The organism is Citricoccus sp. NPDC055426, from assembly GCF_040677445.1.
Classification (GTDB): domain Bacteria; phylum Actinomycetota; class Actinomycetes; order Actinomycetales; family Micrococcaceae; genus Citricoccus.
Genome location: NZ_JBFARZ010000001.1, coordinates 691,964 through 710,200, shown reverse-complemented (window position 1 = coordinate 710,200; position 18,237 = coordinate 691,964). Strand labels below are relative to the sequence as shown.

At 70.5% G+C, this 18,237-nt stretch carries 15 protein-coding genes; 6 read left to right on the top strand and 9 right to left on the bottom strand.

The window, feature by feature from the left end; all coding sequences use genetic code 11:
- Window positions 1–2: 2 nt before the first annotated feature.
- From AB0K08_RS03250 to AB0K08_RS03240, 3 genes are read right to left on the bottom strand one after another with little or no spacing between them, the layout of a single operon-like run.
- Window positions 3–836: a CoA pyrophosphatase gene (locus AB0K08_RS03250; RefSeq protein WP_363351583.1), complete on the bottom strand. Its 834-nt coding sequence runs from the start codon at window positions 834–836 to the stop codon at window positions 3–5.
- A complete protein-coding gene (nth, locus tag AB0K08_RS03245) occupies window positions 833–1,630 on the bottom strand; it encodes an endonuclease III (RefSeq protein ID WP_363351581.1) in 798 nt (265 codons plus the stop codon). The genes AB0K08_RS03250 and nth overlap by 4 nt, the downstream gene beginning before the upstream one ends.
- Entirely contained in the window at window positions 1,627–2,793 is a 1,167-nt protein-coding gene (locus AB0K08_RS03240) for a hypothetical protein (RefSeq protein ID WP_363351579.1), read from the bottom strand. Before AB0K08_RS03240 ends, nth begins: the two co-directional genes overlap by 4 nt.
- Window positions 2,794–3,121: 328 nt before the next feature.
- Here AB0K08_RS03240 and acs point away from each other — a divergent pair, with 328 nt between their 5' ends.
- Window positions 3,122–5,128 carry an acetate--CoA ligase gene (gene acs, locus AB0K08_RS03235; RefSeq protein WP_363351857.1) on the top strand — a complete coding sequence of 669 codons (2,007 nt, stop codon included), beginning with the start codon at window positions 3,122–3,124 and terminating at the stop codon, window positions 5,126–5,128.
- A 112-nt stretch (window positions 5,129–5,240) separates the two neighbouring features.
- Here the strand turns inward: acs and AB0K08_RS03230 are convergent, their stop codons facing one another.
- From AB0K08_RS03230 to AB0K08_RS03220, 3 genes are all read right to left on the bottom strand, one after another.
- Window positions 5,241–5,378, bottom strand: coding sequence for a methionine/alanine import family NSS transporter small subunit (locus AB0K08_RS03230; protein ID WP_363351577.1), 138 nt, complete (start codon window positions 5,376–5,378; stop codon window positions 5,241–5,243).
- Window position 5,379: 1 nt separating this feature from the next.
- Window positions 5,380–7,017, bottom strand: a complete 1,638-nt coding sequence (locus AB0K08_RS03225) for a sodium-dependent transporter (protein WP_363351575.1) — start codon at window positions 7,015–7,017, stop codon at window positions 5,380–5,382.
- Window positions 7,018–7,235: 218 nt separating this feature from the next.
- The gene (locus tag AB0K08_RS03220) at window positions 7,236–8,429 is read right to left on the bottom strand and encodes a MarP family serine protease (protein WP_363351573.1); all 1,194 of its coding nucleotides are present in this window, start codon (window positions 8,427–8,429) and stop codon (window positions 7,236–7,238) included.
- A 150-nt stretch (window positions 8,430–8,579) separates the two neighbouring features.
- On the opposite strand from AB0K08_RS03220, the gene AB0K08_RS03215 reads away from it, so the two are divergent.
- Window positions 8,580–9,257, top strand: coding sequence for a Crp/Fnr family transcriptional regulator (locus tag AB0K08_RS03215; protein WP_115933361.1), 678 nt, complete (start codon window positions 8,580–8,582; stop codon window positions 9,255–9,257).
- Window positions 9,258–9,339: 82 nt separating this feature from the next.
- Here AB0K08_RS03215 and AB0K08_RS03210 read toward each other — a convergent pair whose 3' ends face one another.
- The 3 genes from AB0K08_RS03210 to AB0K08_RS03200 are packed head-to-tail and all read right to left on the bottom strand — an operon-like array spanning window position 9,340 to window position 10,956.
- Window positions 9,340–10,341 (bottom strand): NUDIX hydrolase, encoded by a 1,002-nt coding sequence (locus AB0K08_RS03210; protein WP_363351570.1) that lies wholly within the window; start codon window positions 10,339–10,341, stop codon window positions 9,340–9,342.
- Window positions 10,342–10,345: 4 nt separating this feature from the next.
- Complete coding sequence (locus tag AB0K08_RS03205; RefSeq protein ID WP_363351568.1) at window positions 10,346–10,807, bottom strand: RidA family protein; 462 nt, start codon at window positions 10,805–10,807, stop codon at window positions 10,346–10,348.
- Window positions 10,804–10,956 carry a hypothetical protein gene (locus AB0K08_RS03200; protein ID WP_363351566.1) on the bottom strand — a complete coding sequence of 51 codons (153 nt, stop codon included), beginning with the start codon at window positions 10,954–10,956 and terminating at the stop codon, window positions 10,804–10,806. The genes AB0K08_RS03205 and AB0K08_RS03200 overlap by 4 nt, the downstream gene beginning before the upstream one ends.
- A gap of 76 nt (window positions 10,957–11,032) precedes the next feature.
- Between AB0K08_RS03200 and AB0K08_RS03195 the strand changes: the two genes are divergently transcribed.
- The 4 genes from AB0K08_RS03195 to AB0K08_RS03180 all read left to right on the top strand — a co-directional run bounded on the left by AB0K08_RS03195 (window position 11,033) and on the right by AB0K08_RS03180 (window position 18,196).
- Complete coding sequence (locus tag AB0K08_RS03195) at window positions 11,033–13,252, top strand: transglycosylase domain-containing protein (protein ID WP_363351564.1); 2,220 nt, start codon at window positions 11,033–11,035, stop codon at window positions 13,250–13,252.
- 11 nt (window positions 13,253–13,263) lie between these two features.
- Complete coding sequence (locus tag AB0K08_RS03190) at window positions 13,264–14,235, top strand: metallophosphoesterase (protein WP_363351562.1); 972 nt, start codon at window positions 13,264–13,266, stop codon at window positions 14,233–14,235.
- A gap of 158 nt (window positions 14,236–14,393) precedes the next feature.
- Window positions 14,394–16,346 carry an ABC transporter ATP-binding protein gene (locus AB0K08_RS03185; protein WP_363351560.1) on the top strand — a complete coding sequence of 651 codons (1,953 nt, stop codon included), beginning with the start codon at window positions 14,394–14,396 and terminating at the stop codon, window positions 16,344–16,346.
- Window positions 16,343–18,196, top strand: coding sequence for an ABC transporter ATP-binding protein (locus AB0K08_RS03180; protein WP_363351558.1), 1,854 nt, complete (start codon window positions 16,343–16,345; stop codon window positions 18,194–18,196). The genes AB0K08_RS03185 and AB0K08_RS03180 overlap by 4 nt, the downstream gene beginning before the upstream one ends.
- Window positions 18,197–18,237: the final 41 nt, after the last annotated feature.

Here is an 18,237-nt window from a genome sequence, read left to right as displayed (position 1 = left end):
TCTCAGTCCCGCTGCTCGGCCGGCACCGTGGCCGGAGCCTCGAGCGTCGGAACCGGCATGGTGGAGTCCCAGTCGGTGATGTCGACGATCCGCTTGCGGTCCCAGTCCTGGCTCCAGCCGAGCAGGTCCAGGATCCGGTCGATGAGGATCGCGGTGAACCCCCAGACCAGGGTGTCCGAGACCAGGAACGCCGGGCTCCGGAAGACCTGCACATTCCCGGCGGCGCCCCTCCTCAGGGCCGTGGTGACGCGGTTGGCGGGGTCCACCAGATCCGCCACGGGGACCCTGAACACGCGGGCGGCCTCGCCCTCGTCCACCACGAAGACGTCCGAGGGCCGGTCCCACCAGCCCACCACGGGGGTCACCTGGAAGTTCGAGACGGTCAGCGGGGCCGGCGGGAGGGTGCCGATGACCCGCACGCCGTCCCGGTCCAGCCCGGTCTCCTCCTCGGCCTCCCGCACGGCGCAGTGGGCGTGGTCCGCGTCCTCGGCGTCCTTGCGTCCGCCCGGGAAGGCGACCTGGCCCGGATGATGGCGCAGGCTCAGGGACCGCTGGGTCAGCAGCAGGTCCAGATCCTCGGGAACAGCGGAGGCGTGGAAGTGCGAGGGCTGATCGTCGAGCGCCCCGAACAGCACGAGCACCGCCGATTCGACCGGCGGCTCCTCGCCGGGTGGGGGCACCAGGGTGATGCCGAAATCCCAGCCGCGGCCGCCGTCGTCGGGAATCCGGTGTCCCTCCGGCAGGCGGGTGGGCCCGGCCGCCAGGTCCGGGTCCAGGGTGCCGTACCGGTCCACCAGGCTGCGCAGGTCCGCGAGCGCTCCATCGATCTGCATCATGCTCCCAGACTGTATCCCTCGGCCCGCAGCTCGGCGCGGCTCGCCCCCGCGAGCATCCTGGCCAGCAACTCCTCGCGGCCGGGGGCCAGCTCGTATTTCAACAACCGCGCCGCCTCCTCCGGATCAGTCTCACCGGCACCGTAGGAGGGGCACCAGCGGGCGACCGGACAGGCCCCGCAGGCGGGACGCTTGGCATGGCAGATGCGCCGGCCGTGGAAGACGAGGCGGTGGGAGAGCATGGTCCAGTCGCGGGGTTCGAACAGCGCGGCGACCTCGTGCTCGACCTTGACCGGGTCCTGCTGCCCGGTGAACCCGAGCCGCCGGGCCAGCCTGCCGAAGTGGGTGTCCACCGTGAGCCCGGGGACCCCGAATGCGTTGCCCAGCACCACGAACGCGGTCTTGCGGCCGACGCCGGGCAGCTTCACCAGCGCGTCCACGGTGCCCGGGACCTCACCGCCGTGGTGCTCCACCAGGGCGCGGGACAGTCCCTGGATGGCCGTGGCCTTGTTCCGGTAGAAGCCCAGCGGCCGCACGATGTCCTGGAGTTCCCGCTCGTCCGCGTGAGCCATCGCCTCGGCGTCCGGGAACCGGGCGAAGAGCCCGGGCGTGGTGGCGTTGACCCGCACGTCCGTGGTCTGGGCGGACAGGACCGTGGCCACCAGCAGTTCGAAGGGGTTGGTGAAATCGAGCTCGGCCACGGCGTACGGGTAGGTCTGCGCCAGCACGCGGTTGATCCTGCGGGCCCGGCGGGTGCGCGCCAGGGTGCTCTCCGTGGCGGGGCTTCCTCCCCTCACGCGCGCTCGATGTCCGTCAGGTCCCTCAGCACGCCGGTGCGGCCATCCGTGTTCTGCACCAGGAACTCCTGGCCGCGGTCCTCCAGGGCGAGGATCCAGCCGCCGGGCTCCAGCTCGAAGACGGGGTGGCCGTCCTCCGGGCCCACGGCCGAGCGACGGGTGCCCACCGCGAACCAGAAAGCTTCGTACTCGGCTGGCTCTGTGCCCCGGGGTGCGGACTGGCCGGAAGCTGTGGCGCCGGTGGAATCGGGGTCGGCCGAGGCGTCTGGGCCTTCAGGGCTGTCGGGGCCCTCGGGGCTGTCTGGACCCACCGAGGTGCCGGCGTCCTCAGGGCGGGCCTCTGCGGAGGTGTCGGTTGCCGGGCTGTCGGTGGCCGGGGCGCCGAAGGCGGCGGTGGCCGAGGCTGCGGCCTCGTCCGTGGACCGCGGACGCACCCGCGTCATCCCGAGTTCCTCATCGATCTCGGCCCCCGTGGACTGTCCATAGGCGGGGCTCGGGAAGCGCCCCGCCTCGGCTTCAGCCTCGGTTTCGGCCGCGGCGTCATCCCCGGCGACCGAGTCCGAGCCGGACGGATCCTGGACCTCTCCGGCGTCAGGCGCCGGGGCCGGCGTCGGGGTTGGGCCCGAGGTGTGGGCCGGGGCGCCGCCGGTGCCCGCAGCCGGCGACCCGGTGGGCCCTGCCGACCCGGTGGACCCGGCCCGCCCTGCGGTTCCGGTGACCAGCGGTGCCACCAGCGCGCGCAGCGGGGACGTCACCACGAGCCCGAGGCCGCCGGCCAGGCCGATGAGCAGCACGGGGTCCAGGGTGGTGGCGAAGGTGATGAAGTAGAAGGCCAGCGCGAGCCAGGCGGCCACGTGGGCGAACTGCTCGGTGCTGAGCGAGCCGAGGCGGGGGCCGGCCTCACGGGTGCCGGTCCCGGAGGCGGCGCGGGCCAGGAGGAAGCCGGCGGCGGCCAGCGGCAGCAGGACGCCGATGCCGATGAAGAATAGGTTGTAGACCCCCCACAGGTTCACGCCCCACCGCACCGTGAGCAGCGGGACCAGCGATCCGGCCAGGACCACGATCGCCGAGACGAGGTAGCCGACGTCCCAGCTGGTCACCCTCAGGCGAGCGCCGCTGCCCCCGGCAGGCGTGAAGGTGGATGAATCCGGTGCTGTGCTCATGCGGTTCCTCCTGATATCCCCCGGGCACCCGCCGCAGCGGCAGGGCCAGGCGATGCATCCAGACCGAGCGGTGATCGCCGGTTCCCCTGTGGATGGTCTCAGCACTATTGAACCAGCAGCACCGGGGGATGTCCGCTGATGGTCACGCTCTGTGTCACAGGGCCCGCCAGGACGGTTAGGCTATGACGGCAGGCCGCCTGTGACGCCCGTTACACGCCTCGCGGATCGCCCGGCGGCCCCCACGTGACCGCGCCATCAAGGAGTACGCATGAGCACAGCAGCGTCCAACGACCCGGCAACCCCGTCCGCAGCCGCCGGCGGCGGAACCATGGACACGCTCTCGCATGAGCACCGCAGCTTCCCGCCCTCGGCCCAGTTCGCCGCGCAGGCCGTGGCGGGTGCGGATCGCTATGAGCAGGCCGCCGCGGACCGGCTGGGCTACTGGGCGGACCAGGCCAGGGAGGTGTTGCACTGGGAGCAGGACTTCTCCGAGGTCCTGGACTGGTCCGACGCCCCGTTCGCGAAGTGGTTCGTGGGTGGCACCACCAACGCCGCCTACAACGCGCTGGACCGCCATGTGGAGGCCGGGCTGGGCGAGAGGGTGGCCATCCACTTCGAGGGCGAGCCGGGCGATGCGAGGTCCTGGACCTATGCCGAGTTGGCCGCCGAGGTCCGCCGGGCCGCGAACGCCTTCGAGTCCCTGGGGGTCACCAAGGGCGACCGGGTGGCCGTGTACCTGCCGATGATCACCGAGACCGTGATCACCATGCTGGCCTGTGCCCGGATCGGTGCCGTGCACTCCGTGGTCTTCGGCGGCTTCTCCGCGGACGCGCTGCGCTCGCGCATCGACGATGCCGAGGCCAAGCTCGTGGTCACCGCGGACGGCTCCTGGCGCCGCGGCAAGCCCTCCATGCTCAAGCCCGCCGTGGACCAGGCCCTCTCCGCGCCGGGCCACACCGTGACCAACGTCCTGGTGGTCAGGCGCAACGAGCAGGACGTGGAGTGGACCGAGGGGCGTGACCTGTGGTGGCACGAGGTGCTCGCTGAGCAGTCCGATGAGCACGAGCTGGTCTGGCACGACTCCGAGCACCCCCTGTACATCCTCTACACCTCCGGCACCACGGGCACGCCGAAGGGCATCCTGCACACCACGGGCGGCTACCTCGTCCAGGGCGCCGTCACCCACCGGGACACCTTCGACCTCCACCCCGAGACGGACGTGTACTGGTGCACCGCCGACGTCGGCTGGGTCACCGGGCACTCCTATGTCACCTATGCCCCGCTCATCAACGGCGCCACCCAGGTGATCTACGAGGGCACCCCGGACTTCCCGCACAACGGCCGCTGGTGGGAGATCGTGGCCAAGTACGGGGTCACCATCATGTACACCGCCCCCACCGCGATCCGGACCTGCATGAAGTGGGGCCGGTCCGTGCCGGACTCCTTCGACCTGTCCTCCATCCGCGTGCTCGGCACCGTGGGCGAGGCCATCAACCCCGAGGCCTGGATGTGGTACCGCGAGGTGATCGGCGGCAACGCCGGCGCTGGGACCAAGAACGACGACGGCTCCGTCACCCCGGGTGCCCGCAAGGACACCCCCGCCCCGATCGTCGACACCTGGTGGCAGACCGAGACCGGCGCGCACATGATCTCCCCGCTGCCGGGCGTCACGGCCACCAAGCCCGGCTCGGCCCAGACCCCCGTCCCGGGCATCACGGTGGACGTGGTGGACGACGCGGGCGTCTCCATCGACGGCGCCGGGGCCGGGTTCCTCGTGATCCGCGACCCGTGGCCGGCCATGCTGCGCGGCATCTGGGGCAACCCGGAGCGCTACAAGGAGACCTACTGGTCCCGGTTCGAGGGCATGTACTTCGCCGGCGACGGCGCCCGCCGCGACGAGGACGGGGACGTGTGGGTCACCGGACGCGTGGACGACGTCATGAACATCTCCGGCCACCGGCTCTCCACCTCGGAGATCGAGTCGGCCCTGGTCTCCCACCCGATGGTGGCCGAGTCCGCCGTGGTCGGCGCCACCGACGCCACCACGGGCCAGGCGGTGGTGGCCTTCGTGATCCTCACCGAGGAATCCCAGTCGAACGGGGCGGTGGACCCGGCCCAGGCCGAGGCCGACCTGCGGGCCCACGTGGCGGCCGAGATCGGGGCCATCGCCAAGCCCAAGCACATCATGGTGGTCCCCGAGCTACCCAAGACCCGCTCCGGCAAGATCATGCGCCGCCTGCTCAAGGACGTGGCCGAGGGCCGCGACCCCGGCGACGCCTCCACCCTGTCCGACCCGTCCATCATGCAGCAGATCGCGGAGACCCTGCGGAAGTAGCCTCCTCCCGGGCCGCATCCCAGGCCCGCATCCCGCAGGGGCACAGAGTGACGCCACCCCCTCCGTTCGGAGGCGGTGGCGTCACTCTGTGCCCCTGCGTGCGGGCGGTGGCTCAGGTGGTCAGGTCGGTGGGCCCCTCGTCACCGGAGAGGTGATCCGGGTTCTTCAGCAGGTGGATCAGGGCGGCGGCCATGCCGCCCCACACCACCACGATGGCGATGAGCATGAAGACGATGGCGATCGGGTCCATGTCAGGCTCCGTTCTGGGGGTTGGAGGGAGTGCCCGCGTGGCGGCCGTGGCCGGCTGCTGCCACATCTGAGGACTCATCGTCCACCACCGACTCTGGGCCCAGGTTGTCGTTGAGCTCGCTGTGCAGACCGGATCTCTCAGACCAGGGCAGCAGGGACAGCAACACCGCGACGATGATCAGGGCGATCGACATGCCCCAGCCGAAGGTGCCGACGAACCACGACGGCAGGTCGCCGTAACCGTTCTGGGCCTTGAGGACCACATCGGAGACCCACATGTAGGCCAGCACGATCGGCAGGATCACAGCGACCAGGACCTTGTAGACACGGCCGACGCGGAAGGAGGACACCGCGTTGAGATGGCTGACCATGCGGTCCAGGCGACGCAGCACCCAGGACACCATCACCACGGCGACCAGGGCAGCCCCCACGATGCCGAAGTTGTTGGCGAAGGCATCCGTCACGTCCAGGACGTTGAGCCCGGACGTGGTGGAGAACAACAGCAGGGAGACGACGCCCGAGCCGCCGACCACGACGCCGACGGTCAGCCAGCGGCTCCAGCCGAGCTTGTCCTTCACAGCGGAGACCACCACCTCCAGGATGGAGATCAGCGACGTGAAGCCCGCGAAGACCAGCGATCCGAAGAACAGCACCCCGATCAGCACGCCGGCCGGGGCCTGGGAGATGATCGTCGGGAAGGCGATGAACGCCAGGCCGATGCCGTTGCTGACCACGTCCGCGACCTCGACCCCGTTGGCCTGGGCCATGAACCCGAGGGCCGAGAACACGCCGATGCCGGCCAGGATCTCGAAACTCGAGTTGGAGAAGCCGACCATCAGGCCCGAACCGGTGAGGTTGGTGCGGCGCTTGAGGTAGGACGAATAGGTGATCATGATGCCGAAGCCCACGGACAGCGAGAAGAAGATCTGTCCATAGGCGGCGATCCACACCTGCGGATCAGTCAGCACCGACCAGTTCGGGGTGAACAGGGCGTTCAGGCCCTCGGGTGCACCGGGCAGGAACAGGGCCACGACCACCAGGATGATGAACATGACGGCTAGCAGCGGGATGCCGACCAGCGAGGCCATGGCGATGCCCTTCTTGACACCGGCCCCGAGGACGACCAGCAGGATGACCCACACGATCAGCATCGGCCAGAAGACCCCCGGGACGAACTCCAGGTTCGGCGCCACCGAATCGGACATCTGCAGGTACTCCCCGAAGAAGAAGGTCTCCGGGTCGTCACCCCAGCGCTCTCCGAGGGAGAACCAGGTGTACATGATGGCGTAGGCGATGATGGCCGCATAGTAGACGCCGATCACGAAGCAGATCAGCACCTGCCACCAGCCGACGGACTCGGTCCACTTGCTCAACCGCCTGAAGGCCATGGGCGGAGAGCCCTTGAAGCGGTGGCCGATCGCGTAGTCGAAGAACAGCAGCGGGATGCCCGCGGTCAGCAGGGCGACCAGATACGGGACGATGAAGGCGCCGCCGCCGTTCTCATAGGCGATGTAGGGAAAGCGCCAGATGTTGCCGAGGCCCACGGCGGAGCCGATGGCGGCGAGGATGAAGGCCCAGCGGGTCGCGAATTGCTCGCGGCGTGCCTGACCCCCCTGGGGTAGTGCGGTCTGCGTTGACACGGAGTTCCTCCCCGTCAGTGACCCATCCGACTGACCGGCCACCGCCTCGAGGGGTGGGGCGGCGTGGCCAGCGGTGCGGTGCGTGAATGTGATGACGACCACAGTAGTGCAGGGCGGGCGGTTTTCGCACGATCCACGCCACGGTTCCCACTAGTCAACCGGAGGTTCCCGCAGTCGAGGGGTTCCGTGTCCGGCTCAGCGGCCTGCGAACGGCCGGCTCAGTGGCCCTGGATGCACTGGCCGGTCGAGACGGTGTCCTCCATCCGCTCCGCCCCGTCCAGGGCCTGCTCGGCCTCCTCGCCGGTGATGGCGTACCCCACCTCGATGTCTCCGGTGGCCCGGGCGAAGACGATGCCCGCGACCTCGCCCTCTTCGGTCAGCAGCGGTCCGCCGGAGCTGCCCTGCTGGACGTCCGCATGCAGCTGGTAGATGTCCAGCAACCCGGGCTCGGCGCCGTAGATGTTGTTGACGGTGACCTCACCGCGGGCCTGCACCAGGGCGGGGTCCATCCGGAAGGGGCCACCGGCCGGGTAGCCCATGATGACGCCCGATTCCTGGTCCTCCAGGACGGCGCCCGTCTCCAGCTCGGGCAGCTCGGCCCCGTCCACCGCCACCACCGCCACATCCCGCGCGGCGTCGAAGTGGACCACGCGCCCGGCGTGGACGGAACCGTCGGCGGCCTCCACGGAGGGCTCCGTCAGCCCGGAGACCACGTGGGCGTTGGTGACCACCCGGTCCGAGGCGACGGCGAAGCCGGACCCGGTCTGGTTCTGTCCGCAGACCTGGGCCGTCCCGGAGATCCTCACCACCGAGGCGCGGGCCGCCTGCAGGGCCTCCCCCGGCTCGAGCGTCGCGGCGGGCGCCGACGGGGTGGCGGTGGTCACCGGCTCGGGCAGCTCCGGCACCACGTCCGAGCCCGCGACGGCGGACCGCACCCGGGCGACCAGCGCCTTGGCGGACTCCGGAGCCAGGGTGTTGATGGAGGTGATGACCCGGGATTCGGAGATCGCGGTGGTCACCGGCGCCAGGCCCATGGAGGAGGCGGAGAACGCCACCAGGGAGATCAGCGCGGCCGCCACGGCCGTGTTGACCACGGCCCCGGCCAGGCGGTCCATCGTGCGCAGGGCGGGCAGGGCCATCCGGAGGCGGATGGCGCGCCCGATCGCGGCCCCGATCGCCTGCCCCAGCAGGACCAGCACGAGGGCGGCGGCGATGATCGCCAGCAGCCGCCAGGCCGGGTCGGGGACCCACTCGGAGACCAGGGGGATGGAGAAGAAGGCGGCGGCGGCGCCGGCCACCAGTCCCACGATGGTCCCGAGCGTGACCCAGAAACCACGCCGGTAACCCGCGAGCAGGAACACGAACAGGACCACCACCAGGACCCAGTCCAGTACGGTCAGTCCGATAAACAAGGAATCCCTCTTCCTGCGTCCGCCCCCGTACACGCGTGAGTCGCCAGTTTACCGTTACCATTGCCGCAGATGGGGCAGAATGGATCACAGTAACGCCCCGCATGTCGAAAGATGACCGGCATGCCAGTCGACAGTGAGGACGAAGGACACATGGATCTCGAGGTACTGCGCAAGGCCCCGCTGTTCACCAACCTGGATGACGAGGTCTTTTCTGCACTGACCTCGGAGCTGACCGAGGTGGAGCTCTCCCGGGGCGCCTCGGCCTTCCATGAGGGTGACCAGGGCGACCAGCTCTACGTCATCATGTCCGGCAAGATCAAGCTCGGCCGCACCGCCCCGGACGGTCGGGAGAACCTGCTGGCCATCCTCGGCCCGGGTGAGGTCTTCGGCGAGATGGCCCTATTCAACCCCGCCCCGCGCACGGCCACCGCCACCGCCGTGTCCGCCGCCCGGCTGGCCGGCCTGCGCCACGACAACCTGCGCAAGGTCATCCAGTCCACCCCCGAGGTCTCCATGCAGCTGTTGCGGGCCCTGGCCCAGCGGCTGTCCAAGACCAACGAGTCCTTGGCGGACCTGGTCTTCTCCGACGTCCCCGGCCGCGTGGCCAAGGCCCTGCTGGACCTGGCCGACCGCTTCGGCCGCCCCGCCAACGACGGCCTGCTGGTGGCCCACGACCTCACCCAGGAGGAACTGGCCCAACTGGTCGGCGCCTCCCGCGAGACCGTGAACAAGGCCTTGGCCGAGTTCGTGCAGCGCGGCTGGATCCGCCTGGAGAACCGCGCCGTGGTGGTGCTGGACCTGCAGCGGCTCCGCCAGCGCTCGCGCTGAGCGGCCCCGCCAGCCCCTCGCTTTGAGGGCAATCCCACGGTGGGATTGCCCTCAAAGTGGTTAACGGGAAGTGGTTGCGGGGTCAGGAGCCGGCCCACCGCCCGCCGGGCAGGTCGACGCTGAGACGGAACCCGCCGCCGTCGGGCCCCTCCGGGGTGCCGTGCAGCTCGGGGGTGTAGTCCGGCACGCTGCCGCGGACGGTGAGGCCCATCAGGAACTCCACGGTGGAGCCGGCGTCCGCCATGCGCTCCAGCAGCAGCTCCACCGCCGGCACCGTCAGGGCGCCGAACGTCCGGCCCACGGTGTCCGGGCGGCCGATCCGGTCCCCGACCTCGCTGGTGTCCCGGCCGGACAGCACCGTCCGTGCCGGCACCCACCCGGCCCAGGCCCCCCGGCCCTCCAGCAGGGACACGTCCTGGCCGTAGGGCACGGCCGCGGCGAAGTAGTGGGTCTCGAAGCGGCGGTGCGAGAAGTGGGGGCTGTGCCACTGGCCCACGGCCCGCAACAGGTCCGTCCGCAGCCCGAAGCCACGGCGGTTCACGAGCTCCGCCAGGGTCAGCTCCCGGCGGTCCAGGGCGATGCGGGCCTGGGGCCATTCCCCGCCGCCGGGGTTGGACACCACCGAGTACCGGTCCGGGCCGGCGAGCAGGATCCCGGTCTCCTCGAAGAGTTCACGGATGGCCCCGGCCAGATGCCGGCGGGCCAGGCGGTGGTCGTCCGCGCCGAGCACGCGGGACCACTGGGCCGGCGTGGGGCCGAACCAGGTGCAGTCGTCCTCGTCGGCGGCGTCCAGCGAGCCCCCGGGGAACGCCACCACACCCAGCGGGGTGGGGCCCGGGTGGTGGCGCAGCAGGGTCTCGACCCCGTTCGGCCCGTCCCGGACCACGGCCACGGAAGAGGCCCGGCGGGCGGCCCGGGGCCGGCGCTCGCCGTGAGCCCACCAGCTGCGGGCCGCCGAGACCTCGTCCTCGGGCAACTCGAACGTCCGCGGCTGGAGGGGGCGGGCCGAGCGGTGGATCGGCCCGTGCCCCACGGCCAGTCCGGCACGCGGCGCGGGCTCCGGCTCCGGCGCGCTCAGGCCCACGGGCTCAGCTGAACCGGACGAGGACCTCGACCTCGACGGGCGTGTCCATCGGCAGCACGGCCACCCCGACGGCGGACCGGGCGTGGGCGCCGGCCTCGCCGAGGACCTGACTCAGCAGCTCCGAGGCGCCGTTGACCACCTGGGGCTGTCCGGTGAAGGAGGGGTCCGAGGCCACGAAGCCCACGACCTTGACGACCTGTTCGATCCGGTCCAGGTCCCCGATGACGGACTTGATGGCGGCCAGCGCGTTGACGGCGCAGATCCCCGCCATCTCGGCGGCCTCGGCCGGATCGACCTCGGCGCCGACCTTGCCCGTGGCGGGCAGCTGCCCGCCCTGGAAGGGCAGTTGCCCGGAGGTGTAGACGTGGTTCCCGTCCACCAGGGCGGGGACGTAGGCCGCCACGGGGGCCGCCACCGGGGGCAGCGTGAGCCCCAGCTCGGCCAGCCGGGCCTCGACGGCGCTCACTGCTTCGGGCGCTTCATGTAGCCCACGGAGCCGCCCTCGGGACCGGTCACGATGTTGACCAGCTCCCAGCCTTCGGCGCCGTGCATGTCCAGCACCTGCTTGGGCGTGTGCAGGGGCAGCGGGGTGATGAGGTATTCCCAGGTTGTCATGGGGCCAGCCTAGCCGGATCGAGGTCCGCTGCAGAGGTCCCCTACGGGCGGACCCGGGGCCGGTAGAATACTCCCCATGGCCAATCGCAAGTCCCCCTTCTTCGACACTGCCACCACCCTGGGCAAAATCGTCGCCTTCCTCGGTGTCAGTGCGCTGTGCGGCGTGCTCTCGGCGGGGCTGCTGCTGCCGATGGCCGCCGTGGGCGGGGCCACGGCCACGGCCGGCGGGGACATGCTGGACCAGCTGCCGGCCGAGCTGAAGGAGGAACCGCTCTCGGTCCCCTCCCGCGTCTTCGACAAGGACGGCAACATCCTGGCCACGTTCTACGCCGAGAACCGTGTGCCGGTGACCCTGGACGAGATCTCCCAGAACATGCAGGACGCCATCATCTCGATCGAGGACGAGCGGTTCTACGAGCACAGCGGGGTGGACGCCCGCGGCCTGACCCGTGCCCTCGTGAACAACGCCACCTCGGACTCGACCCAGGGCGCCTCCACCATCACGCAGCAGTATGTGAACAACGTGCTCATCAACGCGCAGTACCTGAACAACGAGCGCACCACGATCTCCGGCACCAAGACCGTGGCGGACAAGCTGCGGGAGATGAAGCTCTCCGTGGCGGTGGAGAAGGAGATGTCCAAGGAGGAGATCCTCGAGGGCTACCTGAACATCGTGCTCTTCTCCGGCCGCGTCTACGGCGTCGAGGCGGCCTCCCGGTACTTCTTCAACACCACCGCCGCCGAGTTGACGATCGCCCAGGCCGCCCTGCTGGCCGGCATGGTGCAGTCCCCCAACGGGTACAACCCGATCAACAACCCGGAGGGCGCCACCAAGCGCCGCAACGTGGTGCTGGGGGCCATGCTGGACAACGAGGTCATCACCCAGGCCGAATACGACGAGGCGGTCCAGACCCCCGTCCCGACGGAGGCCAACCCGCTGAACTCCGGCTGCGTCTCCGCCGCGTACGGCAACTACTTCTGCGACTACGTGCAGCGCGTCGTCCAGACCTCGGAGGCCTTCGGGCCCGACGCCGAGTCGCGCCAGCGCCTGCTGGACCGCGGTGGCCTGCAGATCACGACCACCCTGGACTCGAACCTCCAGAAGGAGGCCGAGGCCACGGTCCGCGCCCGCGCCCCGCACTTCACGACCGGTGAAGGCTCGAGCAAGGTCTCCCTGGGCGCCTCGCTGGTGACGGTCGAACCCGGCACCGGGAACGTCCGCACCATGGCCCAGAACACCGCCTTCAACCCGGACAGCGAGGGGGACCCGTCGAACACCACGGTCAACCTCAATGTGGACGCCCCCATGGGCAGCAGCGCGGGGTTCCAGATGGGGTCGACCATCAAGCCGTTCGTGTTCCTGTCCTTCATCGAGTCAGGGCACTCCATGGTGGACACCCTCGATGCCCGGGTCAACGAGTTCCCCAACTTCTCGACGTTCAAGGCCTCCTGCGTCGAGGGCGGCACGGTACCCATCCGGATGGCAGACGGCTCCTGGACCGTCCGCAACGCCATCGCCAACATGAACAAGAAGATGCGTGCCGACTACGGGCTGTACTGGTCCATCAACACCGCCACCGTGGCGGCGGCGCACACCCAGGACCTGTGTGCCATCACGGACCTGACCTCCCGCTTCGGCATCCACAACGCCGGCACCGGGGATCCCATCAACCCCGTCAATCAGGCCTTCCTCCTGGGCTCGGAGAACGTCTCCCCCCTGACCATGGCGTCCGCCTATGCCACGCTGGCCGACGACGGCAACTACTGTGAGCCGCGCGTCATCACCGAGGTCACGGACACCCGGGGCAACTCCTACCAGGTGCCCCCGGTGGACTGCGAGAAGGTCGCGGACACCCAGCAGGTGGCCGAGCTGAACAACACGCTCAAGGCCATCGCCTCCGAGCGCATCGCGCAGGACATGCCGTTCGAGGTCGCCGGCAAGACCGGCACGAACAACTCCTCCTCATCCACCTGGTTCGTCGGCTCCACCACCGGCCTGACCACCGCCTCGTGGGTGGGCAACTACTCCACCCTCCAGACCCTCGAGGGACTGGAGATCGGCGGCGTCAACTACGACGACGTCTGGGGCTCCATCATCGCCGGCCCGATGTGGTCGGACTTCATGGGCACGATGGCCGAGAACTATCCGACGGACGACTTCACGGCCTATGACGGCCCGGCCTCGGATCCGCGGACCATGGGTTCGCGCGAGGGCGGCGAATCCCTGGACTACGAGTCGTACGGCGGTCCGAAGCCGTACTACGACCCGGACACCGTCGTCTCGACCGAGGACTGAGGAGGATCCCCATGGGCCACGCACGGGTGAGCCGAACGCGGCGGGCGAGCGGCCGGCGTCGTGCAGCCTGGGTCTCCGCCGCCACCAAGGCGGCCGCGGCCACCGGGGCCCTGGCCGCCACCGGGGCGGGCCTGGTGGCCTGGGGCGCCCTCGTGGAGGCCCGGAACTTCGCGGTGCGCACCGAGCGGCTGCCGATCCTCCCGCCGGGCGGGCGGCCGTTCCGGATCCTGCACCTCTCCGACATCCACCTGGTGCCCTCCCAGCGGGACAAGCTCGCGTGGCTGTCCTCCCTCGCCACGGTGAAGCCGGACCTGGTGGTGAACACGGGCGACAACATCGCCGCGGCCGCCTCGATCCCGCTGTTGCTCGAGGCCCTGGACCCGCTGCTGGACGTCCCCGGGGTCTTCGTGCCCGGCTCCAACGACTACTACGCGCCCCAGCCGGCCAACCCCCTGCGCTACCTCGCCGGGCCCTCACACCAGGATCCGAGCCGCAGCGAACTGCCCTGGGCGGAGCTGTTCGGCACCTTCGAGTCACGCGGCTGGCTCAACCTGGCGAATCAGGGCTTCTCCCGTGTCCTGGACGGTGTCCGGCTCGACCTGGCCGGCACGGATGACCCGCATCTCGAGCGCGACGAGTGGCCCGGTTTCCCCGGCGTCAGCTCCACGCCCGGCCGGTCCCTGCGGATCGGTGTGACACATGCCCCCTACCGCCGGGTGCTGGACACCATGGTCCAGGACGGCGCCGATGTCGTGTTCGCCGGCCACACCCACGGCGGCCAGATCTGCGTTCCGTTCTACGGGGCCCTGGTGACCAACTGCGACCTGCCCACGTGGCAGGCCTCCGGGCTGACCTCCTGGACCGCGGGTGGGCGCACCGTGCCGCTGGAGGTCTCCGCCGGGATCGGCACCTCCCCCAAGGCCCCGGTGCGCTTCGCCTGCCGGCCCGAGGCGGTCGTGCTGGACGTCGTCGCCCCGGCCTGACGTCCCGGCCAGACACCACGGGTCCCTTCCGGTCTCCCGGGCGCCGATACTTTCAAAGGGATCTTTCAGAACGAACCCCGCGGTCGTAGGATGGTGGATTGGCCGCCGGCACCCGCGCCGGCCGCACGATGAGCACTTGAGGACAACAGGGGGTTGCCGTGTCCGCGCCAGACCGGGAACGCAGCCTCGCCGAGGCCATCCGCCGCCTCTCCCCGTACCTGGACGGGGTGCGCTGGCGCTGGGCCGCCGGCCTGGTCTCCGCCATGCTCGCCGGCCTGGTGGCCCTGGCCATCCCCCAGGTGATCCAGCAGCTCGTGAACTCGGTGCTGCATCCGGGGGGCTCCACGGCGGACATCTGGACCGCCGTCTGGATCATGACCGGGCTCGGCCTGGCCGAGGGCCTGCTGATCTTCGGCCGCCGCTTCTTCATCCTGCCGCCCGCGGCCGGCGTGGAGAACCGCGCCCGGATCGCCCTGTTCACCCGCCTACAACGGCTGCCCGTGGCCTTCCACGATGCCTGGCCCTCTGGCCAGCTGCTCTCCCGCTCCGTGGGCGACCTGTCCCTGCTGCGCCGGTGGATCGCGTTCGGCACGGTGATGTTCGTGGTCTCGATCGTCACGATCACCGTCGGGATCGTATTGCTGTTCAACACCTCCTGGGTGCTCGGGCTGATCTACCTCGCCGGCGCCGTGCCGATCATGTGGCGGTCCTTCTACTTCCGCAACGACTTCCGCGCCGCCTCCCGGTTGTCCCAGGACCAGTCCGGGGACCTCGCCACCACGGTGGAGGAGTCCGTCCACGGCATCCGCGTGCTCAAGGCCTTCGGCCGCGGCGGCGAGGCCCTGGAGGGCTTCCGCGGCCAGGCGGACACGCTGCGGGGCACCGAGGTCCACAAGGCCACGGTGCTCTCCCAGTTCATCGCCCTGATCGTGGCCCTGCCGGAGACCGTCATCGGCATCTCCCTGGCGGTCGGGATCTACCTCGTGGCCACCGGGGACCTCACCGTGGGCGCCATCGCCGCCTTCTTCGCCACCACTGCGGTGCTCGCCGGTCCGGTGGAGTCCGTGGGCCAGCTGATGGGCATGTCCCTGTCCGCCAAGACCGCCATCGACCGCCACCTGGACGTGATGGACACACCCGTGGACATCGCCGATCCGGCGGCGCCGGCAGACATCAACCCCCTGCCCGACGGCGGCCGGCGCCCGGGTGCCCCGGCGGCCGGCGGGGGCGGGCTGGCGTTCGAGTCGGTGGGGTTCCGCTTCCCGGATGCCGCTGCGGACGCGCCACCCATCCTGCGGGAGGTGACCCTGCGCCTGGAGCCCGGGGAGACCATGGCCCTGGTGGGTCTCACCGGGACCGGCAAGTCCACGCTGGTCCAGCTGGTCCCCCGGCTCTACGACGCAACCGCGGGGCGGGTCCTGGTGGACGGGGTCGACGTGCGTGACTACGGCCTGCTCGAGCTGCGCCAGAAGGTCTCGATCGCCTTCGAGGACGCCACCCTGTTCTCCGACTCGATCCGCAACAACGTGCTGCTGGGCGCCCCTCAGGAAGTGGCCTCGGACCCCGTGGCCGCGCAGGAGCTGCTGGAGACGGCCCTGGACACCGCCCAGGCCCGGTTCGCCCATGACATGCCGGACGGCGTGGACACCCAGATCGGTGAGGAGGGCCTGAGCCTGTCCGGCGGGCAGCGTCAGCGCATCGCCCTGGCCCGCGCCATCGCCGCCCGGCCCGAGATCCTGGTGCTGGACGACCCGCTCTCCGCCCTGGATGTGCGCACCGAGGAACTGGTCACCCGGCGCCTGCGCCGGGTCCTCGCCGGGACCACCACACTCATCGTGGCGCACCGCCCCTCCACCGTCGCGCTGGCGGACCGGGTGGCGGTCCTGCAGGACGGGCGGATCCACGACGTCGGCACGCACGCCGAGCTGCTGGCCCGCTCCCCCGCCTACCGCTTCATCATCTCCAGCTTCGAGGAGGACAAGTCCATCGAATCGGTCATGGACTCCGGGGTGATCACCGGGATGCTGCCGGTCCAGGCCGCCGAAGGCTCCGTCCAGTCCACGCAGCCCACGCAGCCCACTCAGTCCAGCGAGAAGGGGCCGACGCCATGAGCCGCGGCCAGGACCGCCAGCCGCCCACCCTGCTCGGCACCCGCGGGGAGGAGCGGCTGGACCTCAGCGACGAGGAGCGCTCCTATGTCCGGTCCCGCTCGTGGACGCTGTTGAAGGACCTCGCGCGGCCGGTGAAGTGGAAGCTCATCGTGACGGCGGTGCTCGTGGTGGTCTCCAATGCCGCCCGGGCGTCGTTCCCGCTGATCATCGCGTGGGGTATCGACTGGGGGCTGCCCCGGATGGTCTCCGCGCTGGAAGGCGGGGGATCCGCGGTACCGGTGCTGGCCGGCGTCGGGGGCGTCTATGTGGCCGCCGCACTGACCGCGGGACTGCTGCTGGGGGTCTACACGTGGCTGACCGCGCGGGTGAGCCAGGCGATGCTGCTGGACCTGCGGGTGTGGGTGTTCCGGCACACGCAGCGCCTCAGCCTCGAGTTCCACGAGAGGTACACCTCGGGCCGGGTGATCTCGCGGCAGACCTCGGACCTGGACTCGCTGCGGGAGCTGCTGGACCAGGGGGTGTCCTCGCTCGTCTCCGGGCTGATGTTCATGCTGTTCACCGGCATCTCGATCGTGATCCTGGACTGGCGCTCGGCGCTGATCCTGGCGGTGGCGTTCGTGCCCGTGGCGATCGCCGTGCGCTGGTACCAGGTGCGTTCGGAGGCGGTGTTCCGCGAGTCCAGGGTGTCCTCGGCGCGGATGATCGTGCACTTCGTGGAGACCATGACCGGCATCCGCGCCGTGCAGGCCTTCCGCCAGGAACGCCGCAACAACGCCACCTACCGGCAGCTGGCCTCGAAGTACCGCGATGACATGGTGAGGTCCCTGAACCTGTTCGGGGTGCTGCAGCCGACCCTGGTGATCACCGGGAACCTGACCGTGGTGGCGATGCTGCTGTTCGGTGGTCTCCGCGTGCTGGACGGGACCCTGGCGGTCGGCGTGCTCGTGGCCCTGCTGCTGGCCGGCAAGCGCGTCTTCCAGCCGATGGAGCAGGTGGCCATGTTCTACTCCTCCTTCCAGTCCGCCACCGCCGCGCTGGAGAAGGTCTCCGGACTGCTGGAGGAGGCGCCCACCGTGAAGGAATCGGACCGCCCGGTGCCGCTGGCGGAGGGTGCCGGCCGGATCGAGTTCACGGACGCCGAGTTCGGCTACGGGGACGGGGCGGTCATCCTCCCCACGTTCGACCTGACCATCCCGGCCGGGCAGACCGTGGCCGTGGTGGGCCAGACCGGCGCCGGCAAGTCCACGCTCGTGAAGCTGATCGCCCGGTTCTACGACCTGAGCTCGGGGTCCCTGACCCTGGACGGGATCCCGCTGGACCAGCTCTCCGCCGCCGACCTGCGGCGCAACGTGGTGATGGTGACGCAGGAGGCGTTCCTGTTCTCCGGCTCGGTGGCCGAGAACATCGCGCTGGGCCGCCCCGATGCCTCGGATGCGGAGATCCAGGCCGCGGCGCGGGCGGTGGGGGCCCATGAGTTCATCCTGTCCCTGCCCGAGGGCTATGACACGGACGTCACCAAGCGCGGCGGGCGGCTCTCGGCCGGCCAGCGCCAGCTGGTGTCCTTCGCCCGGGCCTTCCTCGCCGACCCGGCCGTGCTGATCCTGGACGAGGCCACCTCCTCGCTGGACCTGCCCAGCGAACGGCTCGTGCAGCAGGGGCTGGAGCGCCTGCTGGGTGATCGCACGGCGCTGATCATCGCGCACCGGCTGTCCACCGTGGAGATCGCCGACCGCGTCCTCGTGGTGCATGACGGCCGCGTGGTGGAGGACGGCTCCCCCGCCGAGCTCATCGCCGCCGGCGGCCGCTTCGCCGAGCTGCACGCGGCGTGGAAGGACTCCCTGGTCGGGTGACAGCTGGCGGGGTGACAGCGGAAGCCGGGGGTATCCTCGCC

What these genes read in the sequence shown, in the direction of transcription:
- AB0K08_RS03250 (WP_363351583.1), bottom strand. Translation starts at nt 836, where the DNA reads ATGATGCAGATCGATGGAGCGCTCGCGGACCTGCGCAGCCTGGTGGAC.
- AB0K08_RS03180 (WP_363351558.1), top strand. Translation starts at nt 16,343, where the DNA reads ATGAGCCGCGGCCAGGACCGCCAGCCGCCCACCCTGCTCGGCACCCGC.
- AB0K08_RS03215 (WP_115933361.1), top strand. Translation starts at nt 8,580, where the DNA reads ATGGATCTCGAGGTACTGCGCAAGGCCCCGCTGTTCACCAACCTGGAT.
- AB0K08_RS03200 (WP_363351566.1), bottom strand. Translation starts at nt 10,956, where the DNA reads ATGACAACCTGGGAATACCTCATCACCCCGCTGCCCCTGCACACGCCC.
- AB0K08_RS03190 (WP_363351562.1), top strand. Translation starts at nt 13,264, where the DNA reads ATGGGCCACGCACGGGTGAGCCGAACGCGGCGGGCGAGCGGCCGGCGT.
- AB0K08_RS03230 (WP_363351577.1), bottom strand. Translation starts at nt 5,378, where the DNA reads ATGGACCCGATCGCCATCGTCTTCATGCTCATCGCCATCGTGGTGGTG.
- acs (WP_363351857.1), top strand. Translation starts at nt 3,122, where the DNA reads ATGGACACGCTCTCGCATGAGCACCGCAGCTTCCCGCCCTCGGCCCAG.
- AB0K08_RS03195 (WP_363351564.1), top strand. Translation starts at nt 11,033, where the DNA reads ATGGCCAATCGCAAGTCCCCCTTCTTCGACACTGCCACCACCCTGGGC.
- AB0K08_RS03240 (WP_363351579.1), bottom strand. Translation starts at nt 2,793, where the DNA reads ATGAGCACAGCACCGGATTCATCCACCTTCACGCCTGCCGGGGGCAGC.